Source organism: Nocardia brasiliensis, from assembly GCF_042691675.1.
Lineage (GTDB): Bacteria > Actinomycetota > Actinomycetes > Mycobacteriales > Mycobacteriaceae > Nocardia > Nocardia brasiliensis_D.
Map to the genome: position 1 here is coordinate 1207217 of NZ_CP170507.1, position 24726 is coordinate 1231942.

A 24726-nucleotide genomic window follows, 5' to 3' on the forward strand; every position below is an offset into this window, starting at 1 on the left:
CCCGCGACGCGGCGCTCGACGTGCTGGTCGAGAAGTTCTTCGAAAAGAATCCGGATCGGGTGGACCCGGCCGAATTCCAGGAGTGGCTGCGCGACCAGCTCACCGACTACAGCTTCCATGAGGGCGGCGAACACCTCCGACTGCCGGAGGCGTATGCCGAGGCGGGCGCGGCCGCGTTCATCTACGGCGACCAGCTGATGAGCGACGGCCAGCGGGTCCTCTACGACCACCTGCGCTCACTGACCCGGCTGGATGCCGACCCGAGAGGCGAGACCGGCGAACGGTTCTGGGACCCGCCGGCGGACGGTGATCCGCTCGCGCAGACCAGGGGACCGCAGGGCGAGCCGGATGCCCCGCGTCCGGGACCGGTCGAGCGGGTCGGCGGCCACCCGGCTCCCGACGAGGTGCGCCAACCCGGTCGGGCGGAGCTGGAATTCGCTTGGGAAAGCCCGAATTTCGAGTTCGAGGGCCAGCTCGATGCCGTCGCACGCGACTACATCGCCGACGCGGGCGGTCGCGCCTTGACCGCGCGGGTCGGACTGGTCGAGGGCGAACGGCCGCGCGCGATCATCATCGACTGGGAGGGCATCGGTCATGACAATGTGCTGACCAGTGCGCTGGATCGGCATCCCGAGCTGCGCGACGCACTCACTCGGCCGGGCGCGCAGATCCACTACCTCTCGGCCCGAGTCGATTCGACCGACGTGGTGCGACTGACGTACAACGAGTCATCGCCCGACACCTGGCGGGCGGTGGTCGAATCCGGACCGTGGCGCGGAGCCGAGGTCACCTTCTGGCAGGACATCGATGGCCTGTGGCGCTCGGTGCCGCGCGATCTCGCGCCCGAGCAGATCCCACCCGCGCGCACCGAACCGGCCCTGCCCGCGGATCACGCACTGCGCGAAGAGTATTACGGCGAGAACGACCCGAGCCGCTCGCTGATGGAGCGCGTCGAGTACCTGACCCCGGCCGAGCGGGAAGCGTATCGGCTGGTCGTCGGGCCCGACGGCAGGCTCTATCGGGCGATGGACGGGAAATTGTTCGACTCGTCCCAGGTCGCGGGCGCCGATCCGGACTCGCGCCGAGTGATGTACGTGATCGACGAATGCGTCAATCTCTACGCTGAAACCCAAGACGCGGTGCGCCGACGCCACCATTCGACGTTCCTCGCGGGTGAGCGGGTGGCCGGTGCCGGGTCGATCGAGGTACCGGGTGGTCGCCCGGTCGCCACGGACGATGGCAGTGGCCACTACCGGCCGTCCGCTCGATCCAACGATCGCGCGCTGCGCCGACTCGTCGAGCAGGACGGCCTGATCCTGGCCGAGGACTTCCAGCGCTACGACTTCCACCGCCAGCCCCGCGCGGAGACGGTGTTCGACACCGATCGCCCGTCCGGGACCGCTATCGACGAGGCGCGGCCAGGCGAAGCGCACGGACGCGACGGCGATGCGCGGCCCGAAGCCCGGGCCGACAAGCCAGCCGCGGCCGGATCGGATTCGCCTGGGGCACCGCGGCGTTCGGCGGCAGAGCACCCGCGCGGCTCGGCAGAGTCCGGGGACCGGCCCGCGGTCGACTCCGGAGCGCAGACCGCGCCGGACCCGACATCCGCCTGGGACGCGAAGCGGTATCGGACCGCACAAGAACTCGCCGCGGGCCTTGCCGAGCGGACCGGACTGACCGTCATCGGATTCGACCGTGCCGGTATGGATCTCGCGCGGCTGCGCGAATACGCGCAAGCGGTGCACGACGTTGTCGACGCGCACCAGCTGGACCTGCGCAGGATCGATGTCTGGGAGATCGAGAAGAACGTCGAGACGGTGCTGGGCGGATCCGGACGCGGTCCCGAATCGCCGCTGTTCACCGAGGGCATCATCCTGAGCGAACGGCTGGCCGCTGCCGAACATCTGCCCGACGGCCTGGTGTACGACACCGTCGTCGAGGCGTTGGGCGATGCGATGGTGTACGAGGGCCGGTGGCGCGCGGAAGTATCCGCGCTGCCGGAACTGCGCAGGTACTACGAGAGCAACGTCGGACCCGTCCGCGAGCCGGAATTCACGCGATGGTTGCTGGCGGAATTCGGCACCGACATTCTCGAGCGTTCCGGAACGCTCAATGTGCGTGAGGCGCTGGTGCGTTCGTTCGCCGCCGTCGCGGGCACCGGCAACACCGCCACCCCGGGCCAGCGCGTGCTCTACGACGTATTGGTCGAGCAGGCCGACATCTGGCACGGCCGAAGCGCGCACAGCCCCCTGGTGCCGCTGGTCCATGATCCGATCGAGCAGCGGGCCAGGTCCGAGCTCGCAACCCGGCTCGACAAGGACCACGGCATCGCGGCGACCGGACTCGATATCCCTGGGGTACACCTGGATACCGCTCGTGAGTTCGTCGCAACCGTGCGCGACATGATCGCGCGGCATCCCGAGATCGATCTGGCGGAGATCCAGGTCGGGCCGCTGCCGGACGGGACGTTCGCCAGCTCCGTCCATGCGGTCAAGGACGACGGCTCCGTCTACACGAAATCGATCACGCTGAACGAGCGCTACGCGATCAACCCGGAACTGCACCGGCAACGGCTCGAGCGCCTCGCGGCCGAAGGCTTCATGAGCGGTCCGCCCGACAATCCGGTGCGGGTCGACATCACGCACGAAGCGTTCCACGCTGTGCAGTACGCGGCCGGATTGCGGGACTCCGCCGAGGCACATGTGGTGGATTACCAGGGCGCGTTCGGCGAACTGGTCGACAAGTTCTACGAAGTTCGTGGTCAGGGCAACTGGCGCAATGTGTACGAGTGGCTGGGCGGCGAGCTCAGCGGGTACAGCTTCGACAAGGGCGGCATGCTCAACCTGCCCGAGGCGTATTCCGAAGCGGGCGTCTCCGTGGTGTTCCACCCGGACCGGGCAACCGACGCGGAGCGGGTGTTGTACGACCGGCTGTTGCGGCTGGTAGAGAATCGGGCCGAGCGCGGGGGCGGCGCGGAAGCCCCGCCAGTCGATCCGCAAGCGGAGCACCGAGCCGATTCCGCCGCCACGCCACCGGCCCGCCGGATGTCGCCGAACGAGCAGCTGATCAGGGCCGCGTTGGTCGAGAACCGGGAGCAGGCGCTGCGGGCGATCGGGGAGCTGCCCAACCGCAGGCGACAGCTCGCCGAGCAGCTGTTGTTCGAGAACAAGACCATCAAGGACATCGCCGATGCCACCGGCCGCAAACCCGCTCACCTGCGCGGGGAGCGGATCTCGGCGTTCGCGCACGTCGCCGACCTGCTCACCGGGGCACGGGAATTCAGTGGCCGCCCGGCACCGAACACCTTGATCGTCGCGCTCGAACAAGCTCATCGGAACAACTCCGCCGCGCTGCGCGAAGCCCTCGACCACCTCAGTGCCGAGCAGCGTGAGTTCTTCGGCTGGCACTTCGAGGAGGGCCTGACGACCGCCCAGATCGTGGAGCGGACCGGTAAGAGCGAAGCCGCCGTGTGGCTGCTGCGCGGTCGCACGGTGCGCAAGCTGACCGATCTGCTCGCGGCACCCGCCGAGATGGCCGCCCGCCCGGCCGGTGTTTCGCCGATCCGCGTGGTCGAGGATGCCTTGCAGCACAATCGGACAGCGCTGGCGGCCGCGATCGATCGGCTCCCCGGCGCATTCCACGACTTCGGCACGCGACACTTCCTGGCGGGGCAGACTGTCGAGCGGATCGCGGAGCAGACGAACCGGTCCATTCAGACGGTCGAGAGCCTGCGCTACCAGACGGCGCGCCGCCTGGCGGATCGGCTCCCCGGGCTCGGCGAACCCGTCGGCCACCTTGCCACCGACACAACGTCGTTCACCACGCCGCAACGGCGGACGTTGATCGACATCGCGCGGGCACAGGACCCGACCCGGGTCGAACGGGCGATCTCCCAGCTCGCCGATGGGCAGCGTCGGGCCGTGGAACTCGTTGTGCTGGAGGGCCGTTCGATCCCGGAGGCGGCGGGGGAGATAGGCCGCGGCAGCGGGTCGAGGCCCACCAACGGGGCCGTCCGGGAGGCGTATCGCAACGGGCTGAAGAACCTCACCGACATGGCGTTCCCCGCTACGGCGCGGGCGGCGCAAGCGGGCGACTCGCGAGCGTTCGCCTTGCTTCGCGACCTGCACCAGAACAAGATCGGCGAGCAAGTGGCCGCGGCGGTGCCGGATCGACGCCTCGCAGAGGCACTGACCGCGCAGACCTTCACTCGCGCGGCGGAAAATATTCGGTCGATCGGGGAGCGCAGGGTCGACCACTGGTTGCAGGCCATCGCCAAGAGTGTGGTGGCCGAGCACGTTCGATTCGAGCAGTTCCGGGACACCATTCGGGAAGCTGTACGCGTCGTCGAGCGGGCTGACGCCTCGAGCCCGCTCGCTCAGTCACTGGCCAAGTCCACCAGGGCGGATATCAAGAACGCGGTCGACCTACTGCACGGGAATCAGCGGAAGGTCGTGCTGCTCCGGTACTGGGGCGACGGTAAGTCCGTCGCCGACGTTGCCGCGGCACTGCGGACGACCGAGCACGCGGTGCGCGATTTCGAGCGCACGGCATTGCATCGGATCGCCGAATACCTTGCGGCAGAACACCCCCCAACCAAACCCCGACTCCGGCGTGGGGTGAGCGACTGGTCGCCGCGCGGCGGACGTGGCGTGGGCGACTGGTCGCCTCGTCCGTCGGGTCGGGTCGAATCCGGCTCGGGCGCACCGAAGCCGGTTGCCTTCGGCGACCCGCCACCGCGCCCGGCAGGGCCGCTGCCGCGACACGGCGGAACGCCGATCCATGAAGGCGCGACGCCGATCCATACGGGCGCCGAACCCGTTCCCGCGCCGGAGTCCCGGTCGCTGCCGAAGCTTCGGTGGACCGAATTCGCGGTGCTGACCCGCGACAGAGCGGGCGTGGGTGCGACGGCCTTCAACCGACCGGATGGACTCGTCTCGCGGACGCACGTGACCGCGGACGGGCCGAAAAACTGTGCGCCGGAATCCTTGTCGTTCGGTAGGAAAGTCACCGGAAACAGCGGTATCCGTCCGATGGCGGAGACCGCGGAAGTGCGGGCGCGCGGAGTGAGCGCCGAAGAATACGCGGTCGCGGCGAGCGCCGACTGGCATCGCGGCGGGTTCCCGTCGCTGGACGCGCTGGCCACGCACGTGCGCGACACCGGTGACACCGTGCTCGGCGTAGTCGAATTCCGTGGTGTGTCAACGGAAGTCGGAGCACATGCGATGGTGGTGTACCGCGCGCCCGACGGCGAGGTCATGGTGCACGAGAAGATCGACGACGTCGTCTACGAATACGCGTACCCGTGGGGTGCGCGCCCAGCGGACGTCGCCGGTGTCTACGGCATCGTCTTCCACCCCGATGGCCGGGCCGAACATCCGCTCGTCGACGGCAGCGAACCGTCCGGTGCGGCGGGTGCCGACCGGCCCGATACGCGGATCGGAGCGCGCCCGGGCGAAGGCGAACCACCGGCCCACGGCCCGCCCGCCGAGGAACGCCGTTGGGACGCAAAAAATGCCGCGGACTGGCGAGATCTGGCCAAGGTGCTCGATGACACGCACGGCATCGAAGTGAAGCGCTTCGGCCGTGCCGACCTGAATCGTGCCCGCGAGTTCGCGCAAGCGGTGCACGACCTGATGGAAGCGCATCCGCAGGTAGCGCTGCGCGAGCTCGACATCAGGCTGACGGAAGCGGATGCCGAAGCGGTACTCGGCTTCCGGGAAGAGGTGCTTTCCGGCGCGCCGGTGTTCACGAAGTCGATCGCGCTGAGCGAAGCGCTCGCCCGCGACCCGTCGCTGCCGTCGGGGCGCGTCTACGACGCGGTGCTGCGCGAATTCGGTACGGCGCTGGTGTACACCGGGCGCTGGCGTGCCGAGGTGCACGCGCTGACCGAACTGCGCCAGCACTACGCGCAAACCCATGGGCGACTGGACGAGCCGGGCTTCCAGCGGTGGCTGCGCGCCGAATTCGAGGCGGGCAGCTTCGACCGGACCGGCGCCCTCGATCCGCGCATCGCGCTGGTGGAATCGTTCGTCACCGCCAAGCGCGACCCGTCGGCGCTGACCGCGGGACAGCAGATCTTGCACGACGTGCTGATCGAACAGGCGGAGAAGTGGGCCGGGGAAGATCCGTACGTCATCGCGCCCGAAGAGGGCGTCGAGCACATCATGGATCGGCTCGACATCGCCGACACGCTCGACCGGGAGTTCGGCATCGAGGGCGTCGGGCTCGAACTGCCCGGGGTCTCGCTCGATACCGTGCGACAGATCGACACGGCGATCCGTGCGGTCCTTGCCCGGCACCCGGACATCGATGTGCGCAGGATCCGCATCGCGCCGTTGGCGAACGAGAACGTCTTCGCCGAGACGCGAGTGGCCTACGGTAACGGCCGGTCCCAGTACGCGCCCGAGATCGTGCTGAACGAGCGGTTCGCGGTCAACCCGGAGCTGTTCCGGCAATACCTGGCCGAGGACGTGCACATCGGCTTCCAGACCGCGTTGCCCGATCGCCCGGTGTACAGCGCGATCGTGCACGAGATGATTCACGTGGTCCACATCGGCACCGGTTTCGAGAACTCCGCGGCCGGTGTGCGGGCGGCACAGGAAGCCGCCATGAACGCGCTGCTCGACAAGTACAGCGAGACCCACCCGGGCCCGGTCGACAAGACGAAGTTCACGCAATGGTTGCGTACCGAGCTCAACGACTACAGCTTCCATCGCAGCGACGTCCTCAATGTGCCCGAGGCCTACGCCGACGCGGGTGCCGCCGTGATCGTGCTCGGCGACCGGTCGAGCACCGGCCAGCGCGCGCTGTACGACCATCTGGTCGCGCTGCGGCCGCCGAGTGTCGAACCGGGAGCGGTGCCGCCGGCGCGGGCGGAGCCGGGCGCCGTGCCGGACGGACTGCCGACGCGCTCGAACAAGGGTGCCGGCGATGCGCACTCGACACCCGGCGCACCGGCGGCCGGGGCGCAGGATGCCAGGCTCACCCGGTTCCAGCAGTCCACGCAGGCGGCACTGCGACAGGCCGAGAAACTGATCGAGTCCAATCCGCACAGTCAGGCGCTGGCCACCGCCACCCGTTCCGAGATCCAGCTCGCGCTGCAGAAGATGGGCGGCAGCCAGCGCAAGGTGATCGTGCTGCGGTTCTGGGAGGGCCGCTCCACCACGGAGATCGCCGCGGCGGTGCGGCTGTCGCCGGAGATGGTCGAGCAATTGCAACGCGCCGCGGTCCGGGAACTGGCGGGACACATTGTCACCGAGCGGGGTACGAACCTGCCCCCGAACGAGCGGGTCGTGGTCGAGGCGCAGCGCACCGATCGGGCGGCCCTGCGCCGCGCTATCGCCGAATTGCCGGGAGTGCAACGGCAATTCGCCGAGCTGCACTACGAACAGGGCAGGTCGCTACGCGAGGTCGGCGCCGAGATGAACCGCAGCGCACCCCAGCTCGCCTTGGTGAAATCTCGTGCCGTGCACCGGCTCGCCGAATTGCTGACCGGTGTCGAGCGGTTCTCGAGTACCGAGGCGCTACAGCGGGTCGAGGCGGCCTTCCGCGACAACCGGACGGCCGCGCAGCAAGCGGCCGCGCGCCTGACACCCGACCAGCAACGCCTGGTCGAGCTCCGATTCGATCGCGGACTCACGGTCGAGCAGGCCGCCCGGGAAATGGGCAAGGGCACCGCCGCGGTGGCGGCGCAGGAACGCCGCGCGGTACGCAAACTGGCCGAATTGCTCGGCGCGCGCACCGAAACCGCGGCGACGCCCACGGACACAGCGTCTTCCGGCGGTAGGCGTGGCGTCGCCGCGACCGATCTGCTGACGGTTCGCGAAGCGGCCGAGCAGAACCCGGAACGACTGCGCCGCGCCATCGAGGAGCTACCACGCAAGCAGCGGGAGGTCGCGGAGCCGCGGTTCCTGCGCGGGCAGACGGTGGCCGAGATCGCGGAAGCGCTCGGCCGCACCGAGAATTCGGTGGTCGGATCGCAGCGCAGGGCGGTACAGGCGCTGGCGGCATTGCTCTCCGGCGAGACGCTGCCCGCCCGGCCGGGTGGTGCGGATCTGACGCTGGTGCGCGCCACCCACCGAGACCAGCCCGCGGAATTCCGGCGCGCGCTGGAGCAACTCGACCACGAGCATCGGCGGGTGATCCGGCTGCGCATCGTGAAGGAGTACACCGCCGCCGAGGTCGCGACCGCCATGAAGAAGACCGAAGACGCGGTGAACAACCTGCAGAAGGAAGCGGTTCGGCGGCTGGCCGAGGTGCTGCGCGGTGAAGAGCGGATGAGCCTCGCCGAGGCGACCGCGTTGGTGGAGCGCACGACTCGGGAGTCGCCGGAGGTCTTGCGGCGCGCTATCGATCAACTCCCCGAGACGGAGCGGCAGTACGCTCGCCTGTCGATGCTGCAGGGTAAGCAGATCGTCGCCATCTCGGCCGCGATGGATCGCACGCACACCGCCGTCAGATCACTGCGGCAGCGGACCATCCTGCGACTCGGCGAGATCATCACCCAGGAAACGGTTCCCGACCCGCCGACCCGCCGAATCAACAGGGCGACAAGCGGATCCGGTGATGCGGAGGCCGTCGCACGACTGATGGAAACCGTCGATCTCGGCGTGGAGGGGTTCGACACTCCCGGCATCGTCGGAAAGAACCTGGTGGAGCTCGGCCACGCGATTCTCGAGATGCGCGCCGAGTATCCCCAGCTGGATCTGCATGGTGTCGCTGTCGAGCAGCTGGCCGGGGATTCGTTGGCCGTCCCGGGCTACTCCGATGACCTGACCCCGGGTGCCGTGTACGCGGAATTGATCGTGCTGAGCGAGCGGCTGGCCACCGACCCGAACTTGCCGGAATGGACCGTCTACGACGCGGTCGTGCTCGCGTACGGCGACGCGATGGTCATCTCCGGTCGCTGGCGCGCCGAGGTCGAGGCGCTGCCCGCGCTCCGGCAGCACTACGCGGAAACCCATGGGCCAGCGCGGGAGCCCGCGTTCACCCGCTGGCTCGAGCAAGAGTTCGCCGGCTGCTTCGACGCCCAAGGCGCCTTCGACCCGCGCAAGGCGCTGGTCGCGTCGTTCCAGGCGGTGGCCAACGAGCGCTACTCCGCGACTCCGGCAGACCAGGTGCTCCATCGTCTGTTGATCGAACAGGCCGAGCTCTGGCACGGCAAGGACCCGCAGGATCCGAGCCTGCCGGTCACCGAGGACCCGGCGCGGGTAGCCGAGCGAACCGCGATCGGCGACGCACTGCGCGAGGAACTCGGTATCGAGCACTTCGGCCTCGACTCCCCGGGTGTCCAGCTCGACGTAGTGCGCGACTTCGTGGCGGCGGTGCGCGATGTGCGGGCCGCGTATCCGGAAATAGATCTCCGTGCCATCAGAATCGGGCCGCTGATCGAAGACACGTTCGCGCAAACCGAAATGGGATTCGGCCGGGGCGGCAAGACCTACACCCTCTCGGTCACGCTGAACGAGCGCTACGCGATCAATCCGGAGCTTTTCCACAACGAGCTCACCGATGCGGTGACACACGGCCATTTGGTCGGTCCGGCCGATCGTCCGGCGTACGCCATCGTGGTGCACGAGATGTTCCACGGATTGCACAACGTCTCGTTGTCCGTGTCCGACCTCACCCCGGACGGGCAGCGGCGCGAGTACACCGCCGCGCTCGGTGAGTTGATCGAGGCGTACGGCAGGGACCGCGGCACAGTCAGCACGGACGAGTTCCACCAGTGGCTGCGCGACGGGTTGACCTCCTATAGCTTCGAGGGGCACCAGAAGCTCGATCTGTCCGAGGCATACGCCGAGGCGGCGGCCGCGGTGTTCCTGCGCGGTGATCAGGCGAGCGAACCGCAGCGGGTGCTGCACGATCGACTGCAACGGCTGGCGCGCGCGGCGCACGGCAACGGCACCGCGCACCGGATGGCCGGGCCCGAGCCGGAGCCGGGCGCACGGCGAGCGGCCCTGCCGGGACGAGCCGCCCTGCCGGAAGAAGGACCACCGCCCGCGCAACGTCGTTGGGGTGCGAAGAGCGAACCGCCGAGCGCGCGGGATATCGGCAACCAGCTCGAGCGCACGCACGGGATCGCGGCGCACGTCTTCGGGTCCGCGCACGCTGCTCGGGAACGCGAATTCGCCCAAGCGGTGCACGACCTGATGGCGGCACACCCGCATATTCCGGTGCGCGGGCTCGACATCAAATGGCAATCGCGCGACGCCGCCGCGCTGCTCGGTGTCGACCGCAATGGGATAGTCACAGCTCGGATCGCGCTGAGCTACGAATTGATGCACGAGGCGTCCGCGCCGACCGGCCGAGTGTACGAGGCCGTGGTTCGGGAATTCGGCGATGCGATGGTCTTCACCGGCCGGTGGCGCGCGGAAGTGCACGCTATGCCGGAATTGCTGCGGTACTACCGCGAAAAGCTCGGCGTAACTGATGCTTCCGGCTTCGGGGACTGGTTGCGTACGCAGTTCGACGCGAAGATCTTCGACGAGTCCGGTGCACTCGACCCCCGCAAGGCGCTGCAGGATTCCTTTGTCGCGGTCGAGCTCGACCCGACCGCGGCCACCCCGGGGATGAAAGTCCTCTACGACGTGCTCGTCGAGCAGGCCGAGAAATGGGCGGGCAAGGAACCACACGCCGTCGCCGCCGGGGAGAGCGCCGAACTGGTGCGGGCCAGGACCGAAATCGCCGAGGCGTTGCGTGCCGAGCTCGGTATCTCGGTCTCCGGGTTCGATCTCCCGTTGGTCGATCTCGGTGTGGCCCGCGAGTTCGCCGACGGAATCCGCGATGTCCTCGCGCTACACCCCGATATCGTGGTGAGCGGCATCCGCATCGAACCGTTGGACGTCGGCGAACACGGCATCGCCTTTACCCGTCCCATGCCGAGAATGGGTGCGCCGGGATACGAGTCGGCCATCGTCCTGAGCGAACGGTTCGCGATCAACCCGGAGCTGTTGCGCCAGTACGTGTCCGAGGGGGTGCGGACCGGCTTCGCGGTCGCCTTGCCCGAACGGCCGACGTACTCCGTGATCGTGCACGAAATGATGCATGCCCTGCACAACGCGCGGGGGATCTCCTCCTGGGAGGTCGGGCAGGTCCGCAACAGTGCTCTCGAAGCGCTGATGAACAAGTACGGCGAAACGCATCCGGGCCCGGTGGACAAGGAAGCGTTCGAGGCGTGGTTGGTCGCTGAGCTCACCGACTACAGCTTCTTCCGCCGTCCCGCGGATCTCGAACTGCTCGAGGCCTACGCGGAGGCGGGCGCGGCCGTCATCTTGTACGGCGACCGTGCTACCGACGGCCAGCGCGCACTCTACGAGCACCTGATGGGGTTGGGCGGGCACGACAACGAGGCGAAGTCCGGCTCGCCCGATCGTCCGGCAGAAGTCGGACTCGACGCGCAAGAGCGCCGAATAAACAACGCGACAGGCGAATTCGGTGAGGCCGCGATCGTCGCGACGCTGATGGAGCACGTCGGCCTCGGTGTCACCGGATTCGATACGCCGGGCCTGATCGGGAAGAACCTGATGGAGTTCGGCCACGCGGTCCTCGACATGCGCGCCGCACATCCACAGCTGGATCTGCGTGGCGTCGCCATCAAGGAGCTGACTCGGGACACGCTCGCATTGCCAGGATTCAGCGAGGAACTGCCGCCCGGCGCGGTGCACACCGCGTGGCTCGTGCTCAATGAGCGGTTGGCCACCGATGCCACCCTCCCGGAAGGGGCCATCTACAACGCTGCCGTGCGCGGTTTCGGCGACGCGATGGTCATTGCCGGTCGCTGGCGTGCCGAGGTCGAGGCACTGCCTGCGTTGCGCGAGCACTTCACCGAAACCCATGGGCCGCAGGAAGATTCGGCGTTCAACCGGTGGCTGGAGCGAGAATTCCACGGATCCTTCGACGCCCGAGGAGCTTTCGATCCGCGGAAGGCGTTGGTGGGGGCGTTCGAAGCGGTGGTCAGCGACCGCGCCGTCGCCAGCCCGGCGGAACATGTGCTGCACCGGGTATTGGTCGAACAGGCCGAGATCTGGCACGGCAAGAATCCGTACGACCCGAGCCTGCCGATCGGCATCGATCCGGCGCGGGCAGCGGACCGGACAGCGATCGGTGACGCGTTGTTCGAGGAGTTCGGCATCATGCATTTCGGCCTCGACCTCCCCGGCGTCCACCTCGAGATGGTGCGGCAATTCGCGGCGGCCGTCCGCGACGTGCAGGGCGCGTATCCGGGAATTGATATCGGCGCTATCAGAATCGCTCCGCTGATCGACAGTGCGTTCGCGCAAACCCGACTGCACTTCGAACCCGGTGGCAAGCCCTACAGCTACTCGATCACACTGAACGAGCGGTACGCGATCAATCCGGAGTACTTCCGCAACGAGGTCGCCGAAGCGGTGGCATCCGGCCACCTGGTCGGTCCGGTCGACCCGCCGGCCTACACCATGCTCGTACACGAGATGTTCCATGGATTGCACAATGTCTACCTGTCCGAGTTCGACGTCTCCGTCGTCGGGGCGCGGCTGGACAACGCGGCGGCAATGCGGGATCTGATCGAGGCGTACGGCAGGGACCGCTTCGAAGTCGACACCGTCGAGTTCCATCGGTGGCTGCGCGACGGACTCAGCAGCTACAGCTTCGATGATCGGGGCCTGCTCGATCTGCCCGAGGCGTACGCCGAGGCGGCGGCCGCGGTCTTCCTGCACGGTGACCAGGCCACCGAGCCGCAGCGGGTGCTGCACGACCGGCTGGCGCTACTGGCGCGCGAGGCCGATGCGAGCCACGATGTCGCTGCCGCGCCGCACGAACTCGAACAGCGGCAGGTCGGCGAGCACGGCCCCGATGCGGAGGCGCCGCGCGAGGACACCGGGCCGCTGCCCGAATCAGCTTGGGACGTGGGCCGATACGCGACGATCGCGGAACTGGCCGCCGCGCTGCGCGAGCATCACGGACTGGAAGTTGTCGGATTCGATACTCCCGGACTGGAACTCGGCCGCGTCCGGGAGTACACGCAGGCGATACACGACACCCTGACGGCGCATCCGGAGATCGAGCTGCGCGGCGCCTCCATTCTCGAAACGGACCGGGCCGTCCAGGCGGTGATCGGACTGGAGCACGTCGATCTCGGTGGGGCGCTGTACACCGAGATGATCGTTCTGAACGCGGCGGTGGCCGCCGAGGCGGGCCAACCGGCCGGGCCGCTATACCACGCCGTGCTGCGCGAGTTCGGCGACGCGATGGTCTACGCCGGGCGCTGGCGCGCCGAGGTCTACGCGATGCCCGCGTTGCGCGAGTACTACACCGCACACGTCGGGCCGATGACGGAGGCCGCGTTCACGCGATGGTTGACGACCGAATTCCGGCCGGGCAGTTTCGACGACGCCGGGGCGTTCCATGTCCGTCGGGCGCTACGCGAATCGTTCGCGGCCGTCATGGGTAAACGTGCCGATGTCACCGCGGGCGAGCAGGTTCTGCACGATGTCTTGGTCGAGCAGGCGGGCCGATGGCACCGCAGGAGCGTGGATATCGCGCCGGACCCGATCGGGGACGAGGGTGCGCACCTGGACGCCAGGCGGGCGCTGCAAGCGGGACTCGCGGACGCGCGCATCGTCGGTTTCGGATTCGACACCCCGGGTGTGCCGTTGCCGGTAGTCCGCGAATTCGAGGCGACGCTGCGGGAAATGCTCGAGCGACATCCCGAGATGGCGGTACGGCTGGTCGGATTCGCGCCGTTGGATGACGGCACGCTCGGCACGACTCGCGCGATAGTCGCGCCCGACGACCAGGTGGTCGGAACGTTGTCGATCACCTTGAACGAGCGGTACGCCATCAATCCCGAGCTGTACCGGCAGACGGTGGCCGAGGCGATCGCGCGGGGCTTCCTCGCCGGTCTGCCCGATCAACCGGTGCGCAGCACGATCGTGCACGAATCCCTGCACGCAGTGCACAACACCACCGCATACTTCGTCGACACCGCCTCGATGCGGGCCGACCGGCTGGCCGCGCTGAGCGCGCTGATCGAGCTGTACGAGCAGCAGCATCCCGCGGGTGTCCCGGACTTCTCGGATTGGCTCGAAGCCCAGCTCACCGGGTACAGCTTCACCAAGGACGGCTCGCTGAACTTGAAAGAGGCGTACCCCGAATCAGGCGCTGCGGTGATCTTGCACGGCGACCGCGCCACCCCGGCCCAGCACCTACTGTATGAACGGTTCATGCGCGACGTGCGCGAGGCTGCCGAACGCAGGCGCCGGGAAACCGGCACCGGCCAGGCCGATGATCAATAACCAACGAATGGAGGACTCACGGTGCGCAGCCGATACCCCACCGATGATGAACTACGCCGCAACTTCGAAGCCGAACTCACCTCGGTGACGACCGGGGGCGGCCTGCGTTCGGAAACCGGACTCGATATGGAAACCGACGCCGCCCTCATCGCCATCGCGCGGGCATATCCCGCGGTCACCGACGATCTCGTCGCCGCGGCCCGCGCCGCCTTCGCAGGTCAACTGGACGGCTCCAACGCCGCTGCCCGGCAAGCGGACCTGGAGCGGCTGATCGCCGAGCACAACGCCCGCAAGCGGAATCAATAGCCCTCGCCGGATGCCCCTGGTTCCAGGGGGTCTCGCCGATGGCATTGTTTGAATATCATCTGTGGCAGGGAGGGTTGGTCGATCGCGGAGACGCGGCACGCGACTGCCGAACCGGGCGTCGAACGCGCCGGTGGTTCACGTCGCGGCACTGAAAGTTCAAGCCGTCCATGGGATGATCGGGTCTGATGAGAGCAGTACGGCACCTTAAGCGAACGTCAAGTCCGCTGCGGATGCCTGCGGGTTCTTCGGGCGTCATGCCAGGATGGACCGGAGTGGGTCGAACGCCGCGCTGTGGCGGCAGGCTAGGCAGGAGTTGACCGATGGCGAAGCCGGGACAGCCAGATTTCGGGGCACAGGCCAAACAGCTGCGAAGCGCCGCAGCGGGCCGTACTTTCCGACTCGACGACGATGTGGCAGCCGAAGCGGCCGGGTACGCCGCGGACATGGTGTCGGTCATCAACACTGTGCTCGCCAGGGTCGGCGAGGTCACCCAGATCACCGGTTTCGGCGATTACATGCCGGCCAGCATCCGGCTGAATCAGGAATTCAGCAAGCTCGGCGGCAAGCTGCAAACCGATATCTTGAAGGAGCACAAGCAGATCCTCACCGATTTCGGTGAGGCCTTCTTGCTCGCGGGCCGAAAGGCCACCGGTGCCGACAAGGCCAATGCGGGCGATATCAATCAGCACAACGTTGGCAAGGCATTCTCCGGCATGGTGGACCGGAGTAAGGCAGGCGACAGCGTCGCGCACGTCAAACAGGAACCGAGCCCGGTCAATCCGAAGACCATGATCGACCAATGGCCCGGTGTCCCGGTCAGCGGATCCAGCAGCGACCCGAACAACAAATACAAGGGACTACCGCCCGACTTGGCGGGGATGAAGCCGGCCACCGGGGACAAGGCGCCCCAGGGAGTGGTGAGCGCGGGCGTCACGGTGACTACCTCCGACGGTTCAGCGCTCGGTTACGAAGCCTTCTACAAGCTCGGGCAATCGTTGTTGCAGAAGCCCGCCGATCTGGTCACCACCGCGGTCAACTGGGAACGCATGAGCCTGCAACTGCAAGGCGGCTTCTCGAACTACCGCGAACGAATCAACGCCCTCGTGGGTTCGCCGCGCTGGCAAGGCCACGGCGCGGAGAGCGCTGGGCGGGCTGTCGGCACGTACACCAACAGTGGTGAGGTGCTGACCCAGGCGATGAGCAAGGTCAAGGCCAATCTGATGGACTCGGCCCTCTGGACCGCGTACACGCTCTACGAAATGCCGGACAAGCCGCCGGCGCAAAACCCGGACTCGGCGCAGATCCAAAAGGAATTCGCCGCCGAGCAGAAGGCGAGGACGGCGTACAACAACTGGTTCTACCCCGGCGTTCCCGCGGCGGCCAGCGCGATTCCCCTACTGCCCGACGGGGTTTCCACCCTGCAGCCGACGAACGGCCAGGATCCCAATAACCGGGTGAACGGCGGTCCGGGTGGTCCCGGCCCCGGTACCCCCGGCCCGGGAGTTCCTGGACCTGGCATTCCCGGCCCCGGCACCGGATTGACGGACCAGCAGCGCAGGTTGCAGGAAGACATGCAGCGGCGGGCCGACGAAGACGCGAAGCAGCGGGCAAGGGAACTCGAGGCGCAGCGGCAACAGGCGGCGAAGGATGCCGCCCAGCGCGCCGCCGACCAGGCCAGGCAGCAGGCGCAGGATGCGGCCAAGCAGGCCGCGGATCAGGCGCAGCAGGCATTGCAGCAGGGCCAGCAGGCGATGCAGGACGCGCTGAAGAATTCGACGGAGGGTCTGGCCGGCCTGCCCGGTGCGCTGACCGGGCTGACGCCCGCGATGGCCGACCTCAAGGACGCGGCGAGCAAGGGTGCGGGCCCCGGGCCCGGCCCGGGTAGCGCCGGCGGCCCGGGGCCGGGACCGAAACTCGATCCGAATGCGGTTGCCGCGAAGCTGTTCCCGAGGGCAACGCTGGCCACCGACGCGCTCGGCCGAGCCGGCCTCGCGGGTGCGGTGGCCGGACAGCCCGGCATGCCCGGCGGCATGGGGCCCGCCGGCGCCGGTGCGGGTGGTCAGCAGAACCGGGAACACAAGCGCGCCGACTACCTCGATTCCACCGAACATCTGGAAGAGGCCCTCGGCGATCCGCCAGTGGTGGCCAAGCCCGTCGTCGAGAAATGAACCGGACCTGGAAGCTCACCGACCTCGAGTTCTATGTCCTGTGGCAGGGATTGAAGCTCGGCGGGTTGCCGTACCCGTTCTACTTCCAGAGCGACACGACCGACCCCGAGGCCTTCGAGACCGAGGTGATCGCGGTCAAGGACCGGTTGCGGCTGCAACTCGACCCGGCCATCAGTGACATGCTCGAGGCCCTTGTCGAACCGGACGTGCGGATCGAGGTGCACGGGTGGGACGGCCGAGCGCCGCGCACACCCGAGGCCCTGGTGCGGATGAACGCGGTCCGGCGCGGCGACAAAGGATTTGTGGTCACCTGCCTGCCCGGCCGAACGTTTTGGCACAGCGGCGGTTACACGGTCACCGAGTGCGATCCGCTGCGGTTGGCCGACGCAGTGGTCGAGCGGCTGCCGGACACACCGGCGGGCAAGCTGACCGAGTTCGTGCTGACACCGCCGGGCGACGCGGCGGAGCTCGACTACTCCTTCGGCACGTCGGCGGTGCACGATTCGTTCGAGGACTCGGTCTCGGAGCGCTCGTCGAGCTTCATGAACGCACCCGCCACCAAGATCGGGACGATCCATATCGTGCAGGGCCGTTCGCTTTTCGGTCCTCGTGGCATCACCCGGCACGAGCTGGATTGGCGCGATCTGGTCGATGACGGCCGGTACGTCATCGATGACCAGCACCCGCCGGTCGCGTCACCGGTCGACCGTAAGCGGCTGATCGGGTTGATCAATACCAGGATCGCCGCGGTGGTTCGGGCAATCAAGGACGAACGACTATGAACCGGACCGGGATCGACTTCGTGTGTATTAGGGGTGACCACTATGGATCCTGAACGAGAAGACACCGAACAAGCGCAAACCGAGCAGCCGCCGCCGACGATGGTCGAGTGGTCCGCGGCCTCGCGCACCGGCGCGATCACCGTACGGACCACCGAACAGGGTCTGCCGCTCGGCATTTCGATCGATGATGCCGAGCTGAAGCGGGATCCGCAGGAGCTGGCCGCCGAGGTGCTGCGGCTGTGCAAACATGCGGCCAACCGTGCCGGACTCGCCCGCAGGGCCGAGTTCGAGGCGGCGGGCCTTTCCTCCGACGCGCTCGCCCTGATGGGGCTGCCGACCCCAGAACAGGTGGCTCGCCAAGAGATCGTGGAGGAGGAAGAATACGAGACGGAGCCACGAAGTTGGCTGCGCTCGGTCTAGGGAGGAACTGAAGCGCATGTACGAGACCATGGACGAACTGATGGCGAGCGTGCAACGGCGGTTGTATCGCGTGCGCGATCTCGCCGACAACATGGCCGGTGTCCGCGCCCGGGAGACCGCACCGGACGGCTCCATCACAGCGGAGGTCGACGGCAACGGCGCGTTGCTGAATCTCGAGTTCACTTCTGGGATTTCCCGGCTCAGCGCGGCCGACTTCGAGAACACGCTGGTGACGACGGCGGCCGCGGCGGCACGCCGGGCGTTCACCGAGCGCGCCGAGCTGATCACCGCCTTCAACGAGGAGGTCGCGGATTAGCCACCTCATGTTTACGAAAACTCATCATCTTTACATCAGCGGAACCTTAAGTTTCTGCAAACCGCCTTCCGAACACCGCAAATCGGTTGGTATCTTCAGCACAGTTGGTCAATTGCATTACAGGATCGGGGATTTCGATGAGCGAACTCGTAGCAACTCTTAGTGCGATTCGCGCCTACGGGGACGCCTCGGCCGCCATGGCGACGAGCGTCGCCACCGCGGGCGCATTCGATCAGACCGCGACCATCGCGGCGGCTGTGCCCGTCTTCGGCCTGATCGGCCAGGACTTCCTGGCGGCGTTCGCATATGCCCAGGGCAACCATGTGGCATCCGTCTTCGAACTGGCCGGCGTGCACGCCGCCACCGCGCTGACCGCACACCAGGGCGCAGCGGCCTACCAGGCGTCCGAGCTGGCGCAGGGTGCCGAGTTCAACAGCGCCGTGACACAGACTCTGACATGAGCTCGCCGCTGGACCAGTCGATCGTCGAGCTGCTGCGCGGCAGCTCGCTCGCGCCGATGATCGATCGGCCGGTCAACGACATCCTTAAGGACATGGGGCTGCCGCAGCTGCCCGACCTGTCCGCGGTGCCGCCGATGCCGGGCATGCCGCCGATGCCGGTCATCGATCTGAGCGCGCTCATGCGGCCGTTCACCGATCTGGCGAGCAGCTTCGGTACCGGTGTGCTCGGCTCGACGTCCGGTCCCGGCATTGATCCGACCCAGGCGCTGAGCGGTGTCACCCAGGCACTGCAGACCGCGATGCAGATGGGTACCAGCGCATTACAGATGGCGATGCAGCTGTGGCAGGGCATGGCCGCGGCGCAGGCCGCCGAGAAGGCGGGACAGGCCGCCGCCGACGGCGCCGACCTGGCCACGCAGGGCATGCAGGAGAAGGCAATACTCGGCAACGCCGCGGGCTCGGTCGCCGTGGGTGGCGCGCTGCTCGGTGCGGTCATCGCCAAGTACATGGCCACCATGCTCGCGGCGTCCCCGCTGCTCGCTTCGCCCGGCGGCCAGTGGTTCCTGGTCGCGCAGACCGCGGAGAGCCTGGCCGAGGCGACCGCGGTGGTCGCCAAGACCCGGGTCGAGATGACCGGGCACTCGGCGAGCATGACCGCGGTCGGTCAGAAGAAGAAGATCACCGCCGCGCCCACCGGAGTGAACTCCATGGAGGGTCTCCAGCAGCTGATGCAGCTGGTCCAGCCGCTGATGGGCATGGTGCAGACCGGAACACAGAGTGTGAGCCAGCTGGCTCCACTGCTCGCGCCGAAGGTGGATCCCATCGCCGACGCCAAGGCGAAAGAGGACCGGGCGCGCGAAGCACTCGCGGGTGGCGATCCGGGCAAGGCCGTCGGTGCCGGGGGGCCCGGCGGCAGCATCGGCACCATCGGCGGTGGTCCCGGCGTGGCACCCGCGCCGACTCCGTTGGCCCCGTGGGCCGGCACCAAGGCCGCGGGCGTCGGCCCGATGCCGGGTCTCGGCGGCGCCGGAACCGGCGGGCCCGCAACGGAAGCCACGGCCATGCGGTCGACGGTGAGCCCGGGCGCGGCCACGCCGGGCATGATGCCGCTCGCGGGGGCGGCGGGCGCCGCGGCCGGTGCGCGTGGTGATGATGTGAGCAGCGTGTCCAGCCATCTGGTCACCGCGCAACACGGCGACGAGGTCGTCGGCAACATCGAGGGGGTCTCGCTGCCGGTGGTCGGCGCGACCGAGCAGGTCTCCGAACCACCGCCCGACAAGGAACTGACCCTCTGAGGAGGTCACCATGGCAAGCACTGGTGCGGAATTCAACGGTGTGCGGTTCGATCCGGCGGCCACCAGGGACGCCGCCATGCGGCTCGACGGACTGGCCGAGCGGCTGGAGAACGAGCTGCGGGCGGGTGAGGTCTCGCTGAAGATCGCGCCCGCGGGCATCGACGAGGTGTCGCAGCGGGCCGCGCAGACGATGAACGAGGTTGCGGCGTCCTACGCCGAAAGTGCCGCGGCAGGTGCGCTGGAACTGCGCAAGCTGGCCGCGACGTTCCGGTCGCAGGCCCGTCAGTTCGACCGCGCGGAAGGCGACAACGCCGAATCGTTCGGCGGCGGCGCCGGTGTGGCCTGACGCGGGTGACGCACACGGAGCAGCCATGATCGAACCACCGGTCCCCGGTTTCACCGGGGTGGTCTGGGAGGCGCGGGAGCCGGACCGGCTCACCCGCGAGCTGTCCACCGGACCCGGCGCAATACCGATGGCGGAGGCCGGGGCCACCTGGGCCAAGCTGGCCGCCGCCTTCGGTGCCGCGGTGATCGAATACGACCAGATCGTCGCCTCGCTGCACGGTGCGTGGGAATCTGGTACGAGTCGCCCTGTGCTGGACCGTATTTCGGTACTTCGCGACTGGCTGACCGACGCGGCGCGGGCGGCGGGGGAGAATGCCGTGCATGCCGAAAAGCAGGCCGCGGCATATCAACTAGCCCAGCTGACGATGCCGAACGCGCTCGACGTCGCCGCCATCCAGCAGGCGCAGCGCGCGCTGGAGGCGGTCAGTGGGTCGCTCGGCGCGCCGATCAAAGCCGTTGCCGCGCAAACCGATACCGAGACCGACCTGGCCAAGGCGGCAGCCTCCCGGGTGATGCGCACCTATGAGGCGGCCACCGAACCGCTCGCCGCACCGTGGCAGCACGAGTTGCCGCCGACGGTGGCGTCGGGCGCGGCGCTGGAAGCCGAGCAGGCGAGCGCGCCGCGGGGTCCGGCGAATTCGGCGACCATGCCCGCGAGCGTGTCCGGGATGGGCATGCCGGGACCGATCGGACCGATCTCGGTGCCGCGCACCCTGTCCGCCTATCGGGCACCGGTCGTGGCGCAGTCTGCGCAGGTTGCCGAAACCGTTGCACCGCAGCAGGTTCCGACTACCACGCCGGTCACATCACCGTCCATGGTGCCGCCGGGTGCGATGGCGCCCGCCGCTGCCGCCGCGCAGGAGGAGGAATACCAGTCCCGTGCCGGGGTGGCGTCGACGGCCGAGTTCAATCCCGATCTCGGCATCGTTTCCGCGCCCGCCGTGCTCGGTGCGCCCGACCAGCCGGAATCGACCGGCCAGGCCGCGGCGGGGGGTGGCGCGTGACAACCATGACCAACGACGGATTGCTCGCCGTCGCCGACCAACTCGGCGTGCAGACCCTGCCCCTGGTACTCGCGGTCGGCCCGCAACAGGACTCGTTCGACGCCTGGGCCGAGGCGCAGCGGGCGGCGAAGTCGAGCCTGATCGCCGACGGCATCATCGATGCCTACGGCGAGGTCGACGCCGACCTGAGTCTCGCGCTGTACACGCTCGCCCAACCCGAGCAGGAGCTGGTTGCCCGAATTTTCACCGGCGACAAGCCGATTCGGGTCTGCCTGGCGCGCAGAGGCGGCCAGCACGCGCTCGCCGTGCGTACCGGGGACGACTTCGATATCCGCACCGTCTGGTCCGACGGCTCCGGCGCCTCGCTGGCGCGGCCGGTGCTGGACGTGCTGGGCCGGGCGCAGCCCGCGGATGTCGCCAATTTCAGCGCACCCGCGGAGGCGCTGAGCGAACGGCTCGCGGGGGCGACCACCTCCTCGGACTTCGCGGACGCGGTGTACGCCCTCGGCGTCGCCGACCGGGATGCCGCCGGGTACGGGCTCGCCTTCGCGTCCTGCCATGCCTACGCCGAGATCGTGGTCTGCACCCACGTGGACGGCGTGACAACCCGACCGCCAGGCGCGGTCGCCATATACGACACCGGACGGGGACGCATCGTCGCCTCGCCCGGTATCGCCCAGGACCAGCAACTTTGGTCCACGGTCACACCGGGCACCGATCACCGTATCGCGCAAGCAATTTCGGGCTTGGTCGAAACGCTGCCCGGGGGGAGGTGGCTGCCGCAGTAATCCGGACGGTGAACACAGCAGTTATCTCGAACTCGGGTGATGCCTCAATGGGCATCACCTTCTGGCACAGTAATTTTCCAGAAGGAAGGTGCAAATAGCATGTCGGGTAGTGGTGTAAGTAATAGTGCTGCCGCTGATCAAGCAGCGAGTGACATGGGCGAGGTCGTGATGGCCATCCGCACGACCATCGACAAGATCCAGGACGAGGTCCAGGCGGCCGCCAAGGGCTGGAAGGGCGAGGCGTCGCAGGCGTTCAACGACGCCGCCATCGCGTGGGACGGCGAGGCGCGTCGCCTCAAGGCGCTGCTCGACGACATGGGCCAGAAGGTCGGTGTCGGTGCCGAGAAGCTGCGGGCGATGGACTCCAACAACGACTTCGGCGGCCTCAAGATCTAACAGCGGCAACCGCTGACCACACACTTCGAACAAAGGTAGAAATATGACAGACATGCTCTATGACAAGGCCACGATGCTCGGTCTGTACGAGAGCCTGAAGACCTACCACGGCACGCTGATGCAGCAGGTAGACGTGGACTTCCCGGCTGCGACGAACAAGCTGCAGACGGCGTGGGAGAACAACGCCTCCTTCGCGGCGTTCCTGGACGTCAAGAAGAAGTGGGACACCGAGTTCTCCGACACCAACGAGCTCCTGCAGCGGATCGCCACCGAGGTGGACAACTCGCTGCAGCGCGCGTTCCAGACCGACCAGACCATCGGCGACGGCTTCGGCGCCTGAGTCGAGTCGAATCGACTGAACACCACGGCCGGCCGGAACGTACTGTTCCGGCCGGCCGTGGTCGTTGGTGGGGCTATTCCGTGAATCCGCGTGGCGGGCCCGCGCCTTTTACGGCGGGCCCTGCGCGGTTACCGGCCTTGCGGCAGCGTGTCGTAGCTGACCAGCGCGTCCTTCTTGGACAGTGTCGGACCCGGAACCAGTTGTCCCACAATGGCCCAGGGGGCCAGCCGGGGCGCATTGCCGAGCCCGAGCAGCTGCGCGGTCTCCGCGTCCGGAATGCCATAGCGAATGCCGTTGTCCGCCACGTAGAACAAGCTGCCGCGGCGGGGACTGCCCGGCTCGGTCCCGGTGATCCGCACGAATTCACCGGTGGTCGGCGGGATGTAGGCGTTGTCCACCCGGTCGCCGCTGCCGTCGGAGCTGGACAGCGTGACCGGCTTGGCCGAGTCGGCCAGCGGCAGTCTGGTGCCCGCGAGCAGGCTCACGGTGGCGCGATCGGTCGGTCCGTCGGCGACGCCGCCACTCTGCTGGGTCTTCGCCCAGGAGATGCAGCCGACCGGGGCATCCTCGGCGGACAGGATCTTCGGCGTGCCCGCGGGGAAGTGGTCGAGCGGAAGCTGGTGCAGCACCGGCATATTGGTGAGTACGTCCGGCGCGACCGCCTTGATCTCGCGCATGCCCTGCGAATTCGCGGTACGCAGCACCTGTGCCGCGAAATCACTGATCCGCTGCACCCCGTCGGCCAGCACCACATACAGCTCGGACCGATCCTCCCGGCCGACACCACCCACCGCGATGACGCCGCCGATCGGCACGTCGGACAACCGCCCGGGGCCGGGCTGGCCCGCCTGCGGGATGTCCGGCGGAGCCAGCGGCGGCACCGCGGTCGCGGCGTTCAGCAACGACGGCCCGATCGGACGAGGCCGGGTCGCACCGAGACCCATCGACCGCGACATCACCGAATTCGCCGGATCGAGCTCCGCGCGCTTGCCGTCATAGATCAGATAGGTCTTGCCCTGCCGGTGCACCAGCATGGCCTCGTCCGCGCCGGTGCGCCGAATGCGTTCGTTCAGCTCGGGTCGGCCGGTGAACACGGTGGTGGTCACCCCGCTGGCCGAGGCCGCGCTGCCGGTGCTGGACAGCTGCACCGTCTCACACAGCGACCAGTCCGACCGATTGCCCTGATTGGAACCTGGCAGCGCGGCCGGAGCACCCGGGATGCCGAGCATCGGGCCGCGCGGCAGCGAGGCAAGTTTGCTGTCCTTCACCGAATTCGGCTTCTCGGCGCTGCCGCTGATCAGCCGCGCCGAGGCCAGGTTGAGCGTCGGGTGCAGCGTGGTCTTGCCCGAGTCGTCCTGCACGACGACATACAGCGCGCCGCTCTCCTTGCCCATGACGATCTTCGAGTCGCCGACCGAGCCCTGCGGGCGCAGGAACGCCAGGATCGCGCAGCCCGCCACCACCAGAACGCCGAGCACCAGGCCGACGAACATCGAGCGCGATTGGGAACGCATGGGGTCGTGCAGCATTCGCACGTCGCGGCGGACCAGCGCGTGGTCGAGCCGGCGCAGCAGGAAACGGTATCCGTTGACCTGGGCCTTGGTGGTCAGCTGAGCAGGCACGTGCTCTCCATCGTCACGATCTTCGTCCGTCGCATCCGCGGACGCCTTCCCCGTCATTCTGTCGCAAGTCGCACCCGGGCCGCAGCGGTCCGGGCATGCGCCGAGCCGATGGACCGTCAGGCAGGCGACATGACGGGTACCGCCAGGAAGTGCGGTTCGGAATCAACCGTATCGGCCCAGCCCCCGGTGTCAATCGGGCGCCGCTCACCG

14 protein-coding genes (1 of these 14 running past the window's edge) are annotated in these 24726 nt (G+C 68.1%); 13 read left to right on the forward strand and 1 reads right to left on the reverse strand.

The features are described 5' to 3' along the window. From ACFK0J_RS05710 to ACFK0J_RS05770, 13 genes are all read left to right on the forward strand, one after another. Positions 1–14273, forward strand: the final stretch of a protein-coding gene (locus ACFK0J_RS05710) for a sigma factor-like helix-turn-helix DNA-binding protein (protein WP_378737213.1). It extends 22498 nt beyond the left edge of the window; the window shows 14273 of its 36771 coding nt (coding positions 22499–36771); its start codon lies beyond the left edge, outside the window; it ends in the stop codon at positions 14271–14273. A 21-nt stretch (positions 14274–14294) separates the two neighbouring features. Next, entirely contained in the window at positions 14295–14579 is a 285-nt protein-coding gene (locus tag ACFK0J_RS05715; protein WP_378737215.1) for a hypothetical protein, read from the forward strand. Positions 14580–14899: 320 nt separating this feature from the next. Beyond that, positions 14900–16747: a hypothetical protein gene (locus ACFK0J_RS05720; protein ID WP_378737217.1), complete on the forward strand. Its 1848-nt coding sequence runs from the start codon at positions 14900–14902 to the stop codon at positions 16745–16747. Beyond that, on the forward strand, positions 16744–17529 hold the full coding sequence (locus ACFK0J_RS05725; RefSeq protein ID WP_378737219.1) for an ESX secretion-associated protein EspG: 786 nt from the start codon (positions 16744–16746) through the stop codon (positions 17527–17529). Before ACFK0J_RS05720 ends, ACFK0J_RS05725 begins: the two co-directional genes overlap by 4 nt. A gap of 42 nt (positions 17530–17571) precedes the next feature. After that, entirely contained in the window at positions 17572–17949 is a 378-nt protein-coding gene (locus ACFK0J_RS05730) for a hypothetical protein (protein ID WP_378737221.1), read from the forward strand. Positions 17950–17965: 16 nt separating this feature from the next. Then, complete coding sequence (locus ACFK0J_RS05735; protein ID WP_378737223.1) at positions 17966–18265, forward strand: YbaB/EbfC family DNA-binding protein; 300 nt, start codon at positions 17966–17968, stop codon at positions 18263–18265. 137 nt (positions 18266–18402) lie between these two features. Then, positions 18403–18726 (forward strand): hypothetical protein, encoded by a 324-nt coding sequence (locus ACFK0J_RS05740; protein ID WP_378737225.1) that lies wholly within the window; start codon positions 18403–18405, stop codon positions 18724–18726. After that, entirely contained in the window at positions 18723–20021 is a 1299-nt protein-coding gene (locus tag ACFK0J_RS05745; protein WP_378737227.1) for a hypothetical protein, read from the forward strand. Before ACFK0J_RS05740 ends, ACFK0J_RS05745 begins: the two co-directional genes overlap by 4 nt. 10 nt (positions 20022–20031) lie before the next feature. Next, positions 20032–20367 carry a PE family protein gene (locus ACFK0J_RS05750; RefSeq protein ID WP_378737229.1) on the forward strand — a complete coding sequence of 112 codons (336 nt, stop codon included), beginning with the start codon at positions 20032–20034 and terminating at the stop codon, positions 20365–20367. Positions 20368–20392: 25 nt separating this feature from the next. Further along, complete coding sequence (locus tag ACFK0J_RS05755; RefSeq protein ID WP_378737231.1) at positions 20393–21370, forward strand: PPE domain-containing protein; 978 nt, start codon at positions 20393–20395, stop codon at positions 21368–21370. A 5-nt stretch (positions 21371–21375) separates the two neighbouring features. Beyond that, positions 21376–22158, forward strand: coding sequence for an ESX secretion-associated protein EspG (locus ACFK0J_RS05760; protein WP_378742650.1), 783 nt, complete (start codon positions 21376–21378; stop codon positions 22156–22158). A gap of 99 nt (positions 22159–22257) precedes the next feature. After that, complete coding sequence (locus ACFK0J_RS05765; RefSeq protein ID WP_281427742.1) at positions 22258–22554, forward strand: WXG100 family type VII secretion target; 297 nt, start codon at positions 22258–22260, stop codon at positions 22552–22554. Positions 22555–22597: 43 nt separating this feature from the next. Next, complete coding sequence (locus tag ACFK0J_RS05770) at positions 22598–22894, forward strand: WXG100 family type VII secretion target (protein WP_378737233.1); 297 nt, start codon at positions 22598–22600, stop codon at positions 22892–22894. Between the two features lie 128 nt (positions 22895–23022). Here ACFK0J_RS05770 and eccB read toward each other — a convergent pair whose 3' ends face one another. Then, positions 23023–24516: a type VII secretion protein EccB gene (eccB, locus tag ACFK0J_RS05775; RefSeq protein WP_378737235.1), complete on the reverse strand. Its 1494-nt coding sequence runs from the start codon at positions 24514–24516 to the stop codon at positions 23023–23025. Between the last annotated feature and the right edge of the window lie 210 nt (positions 24517–24726).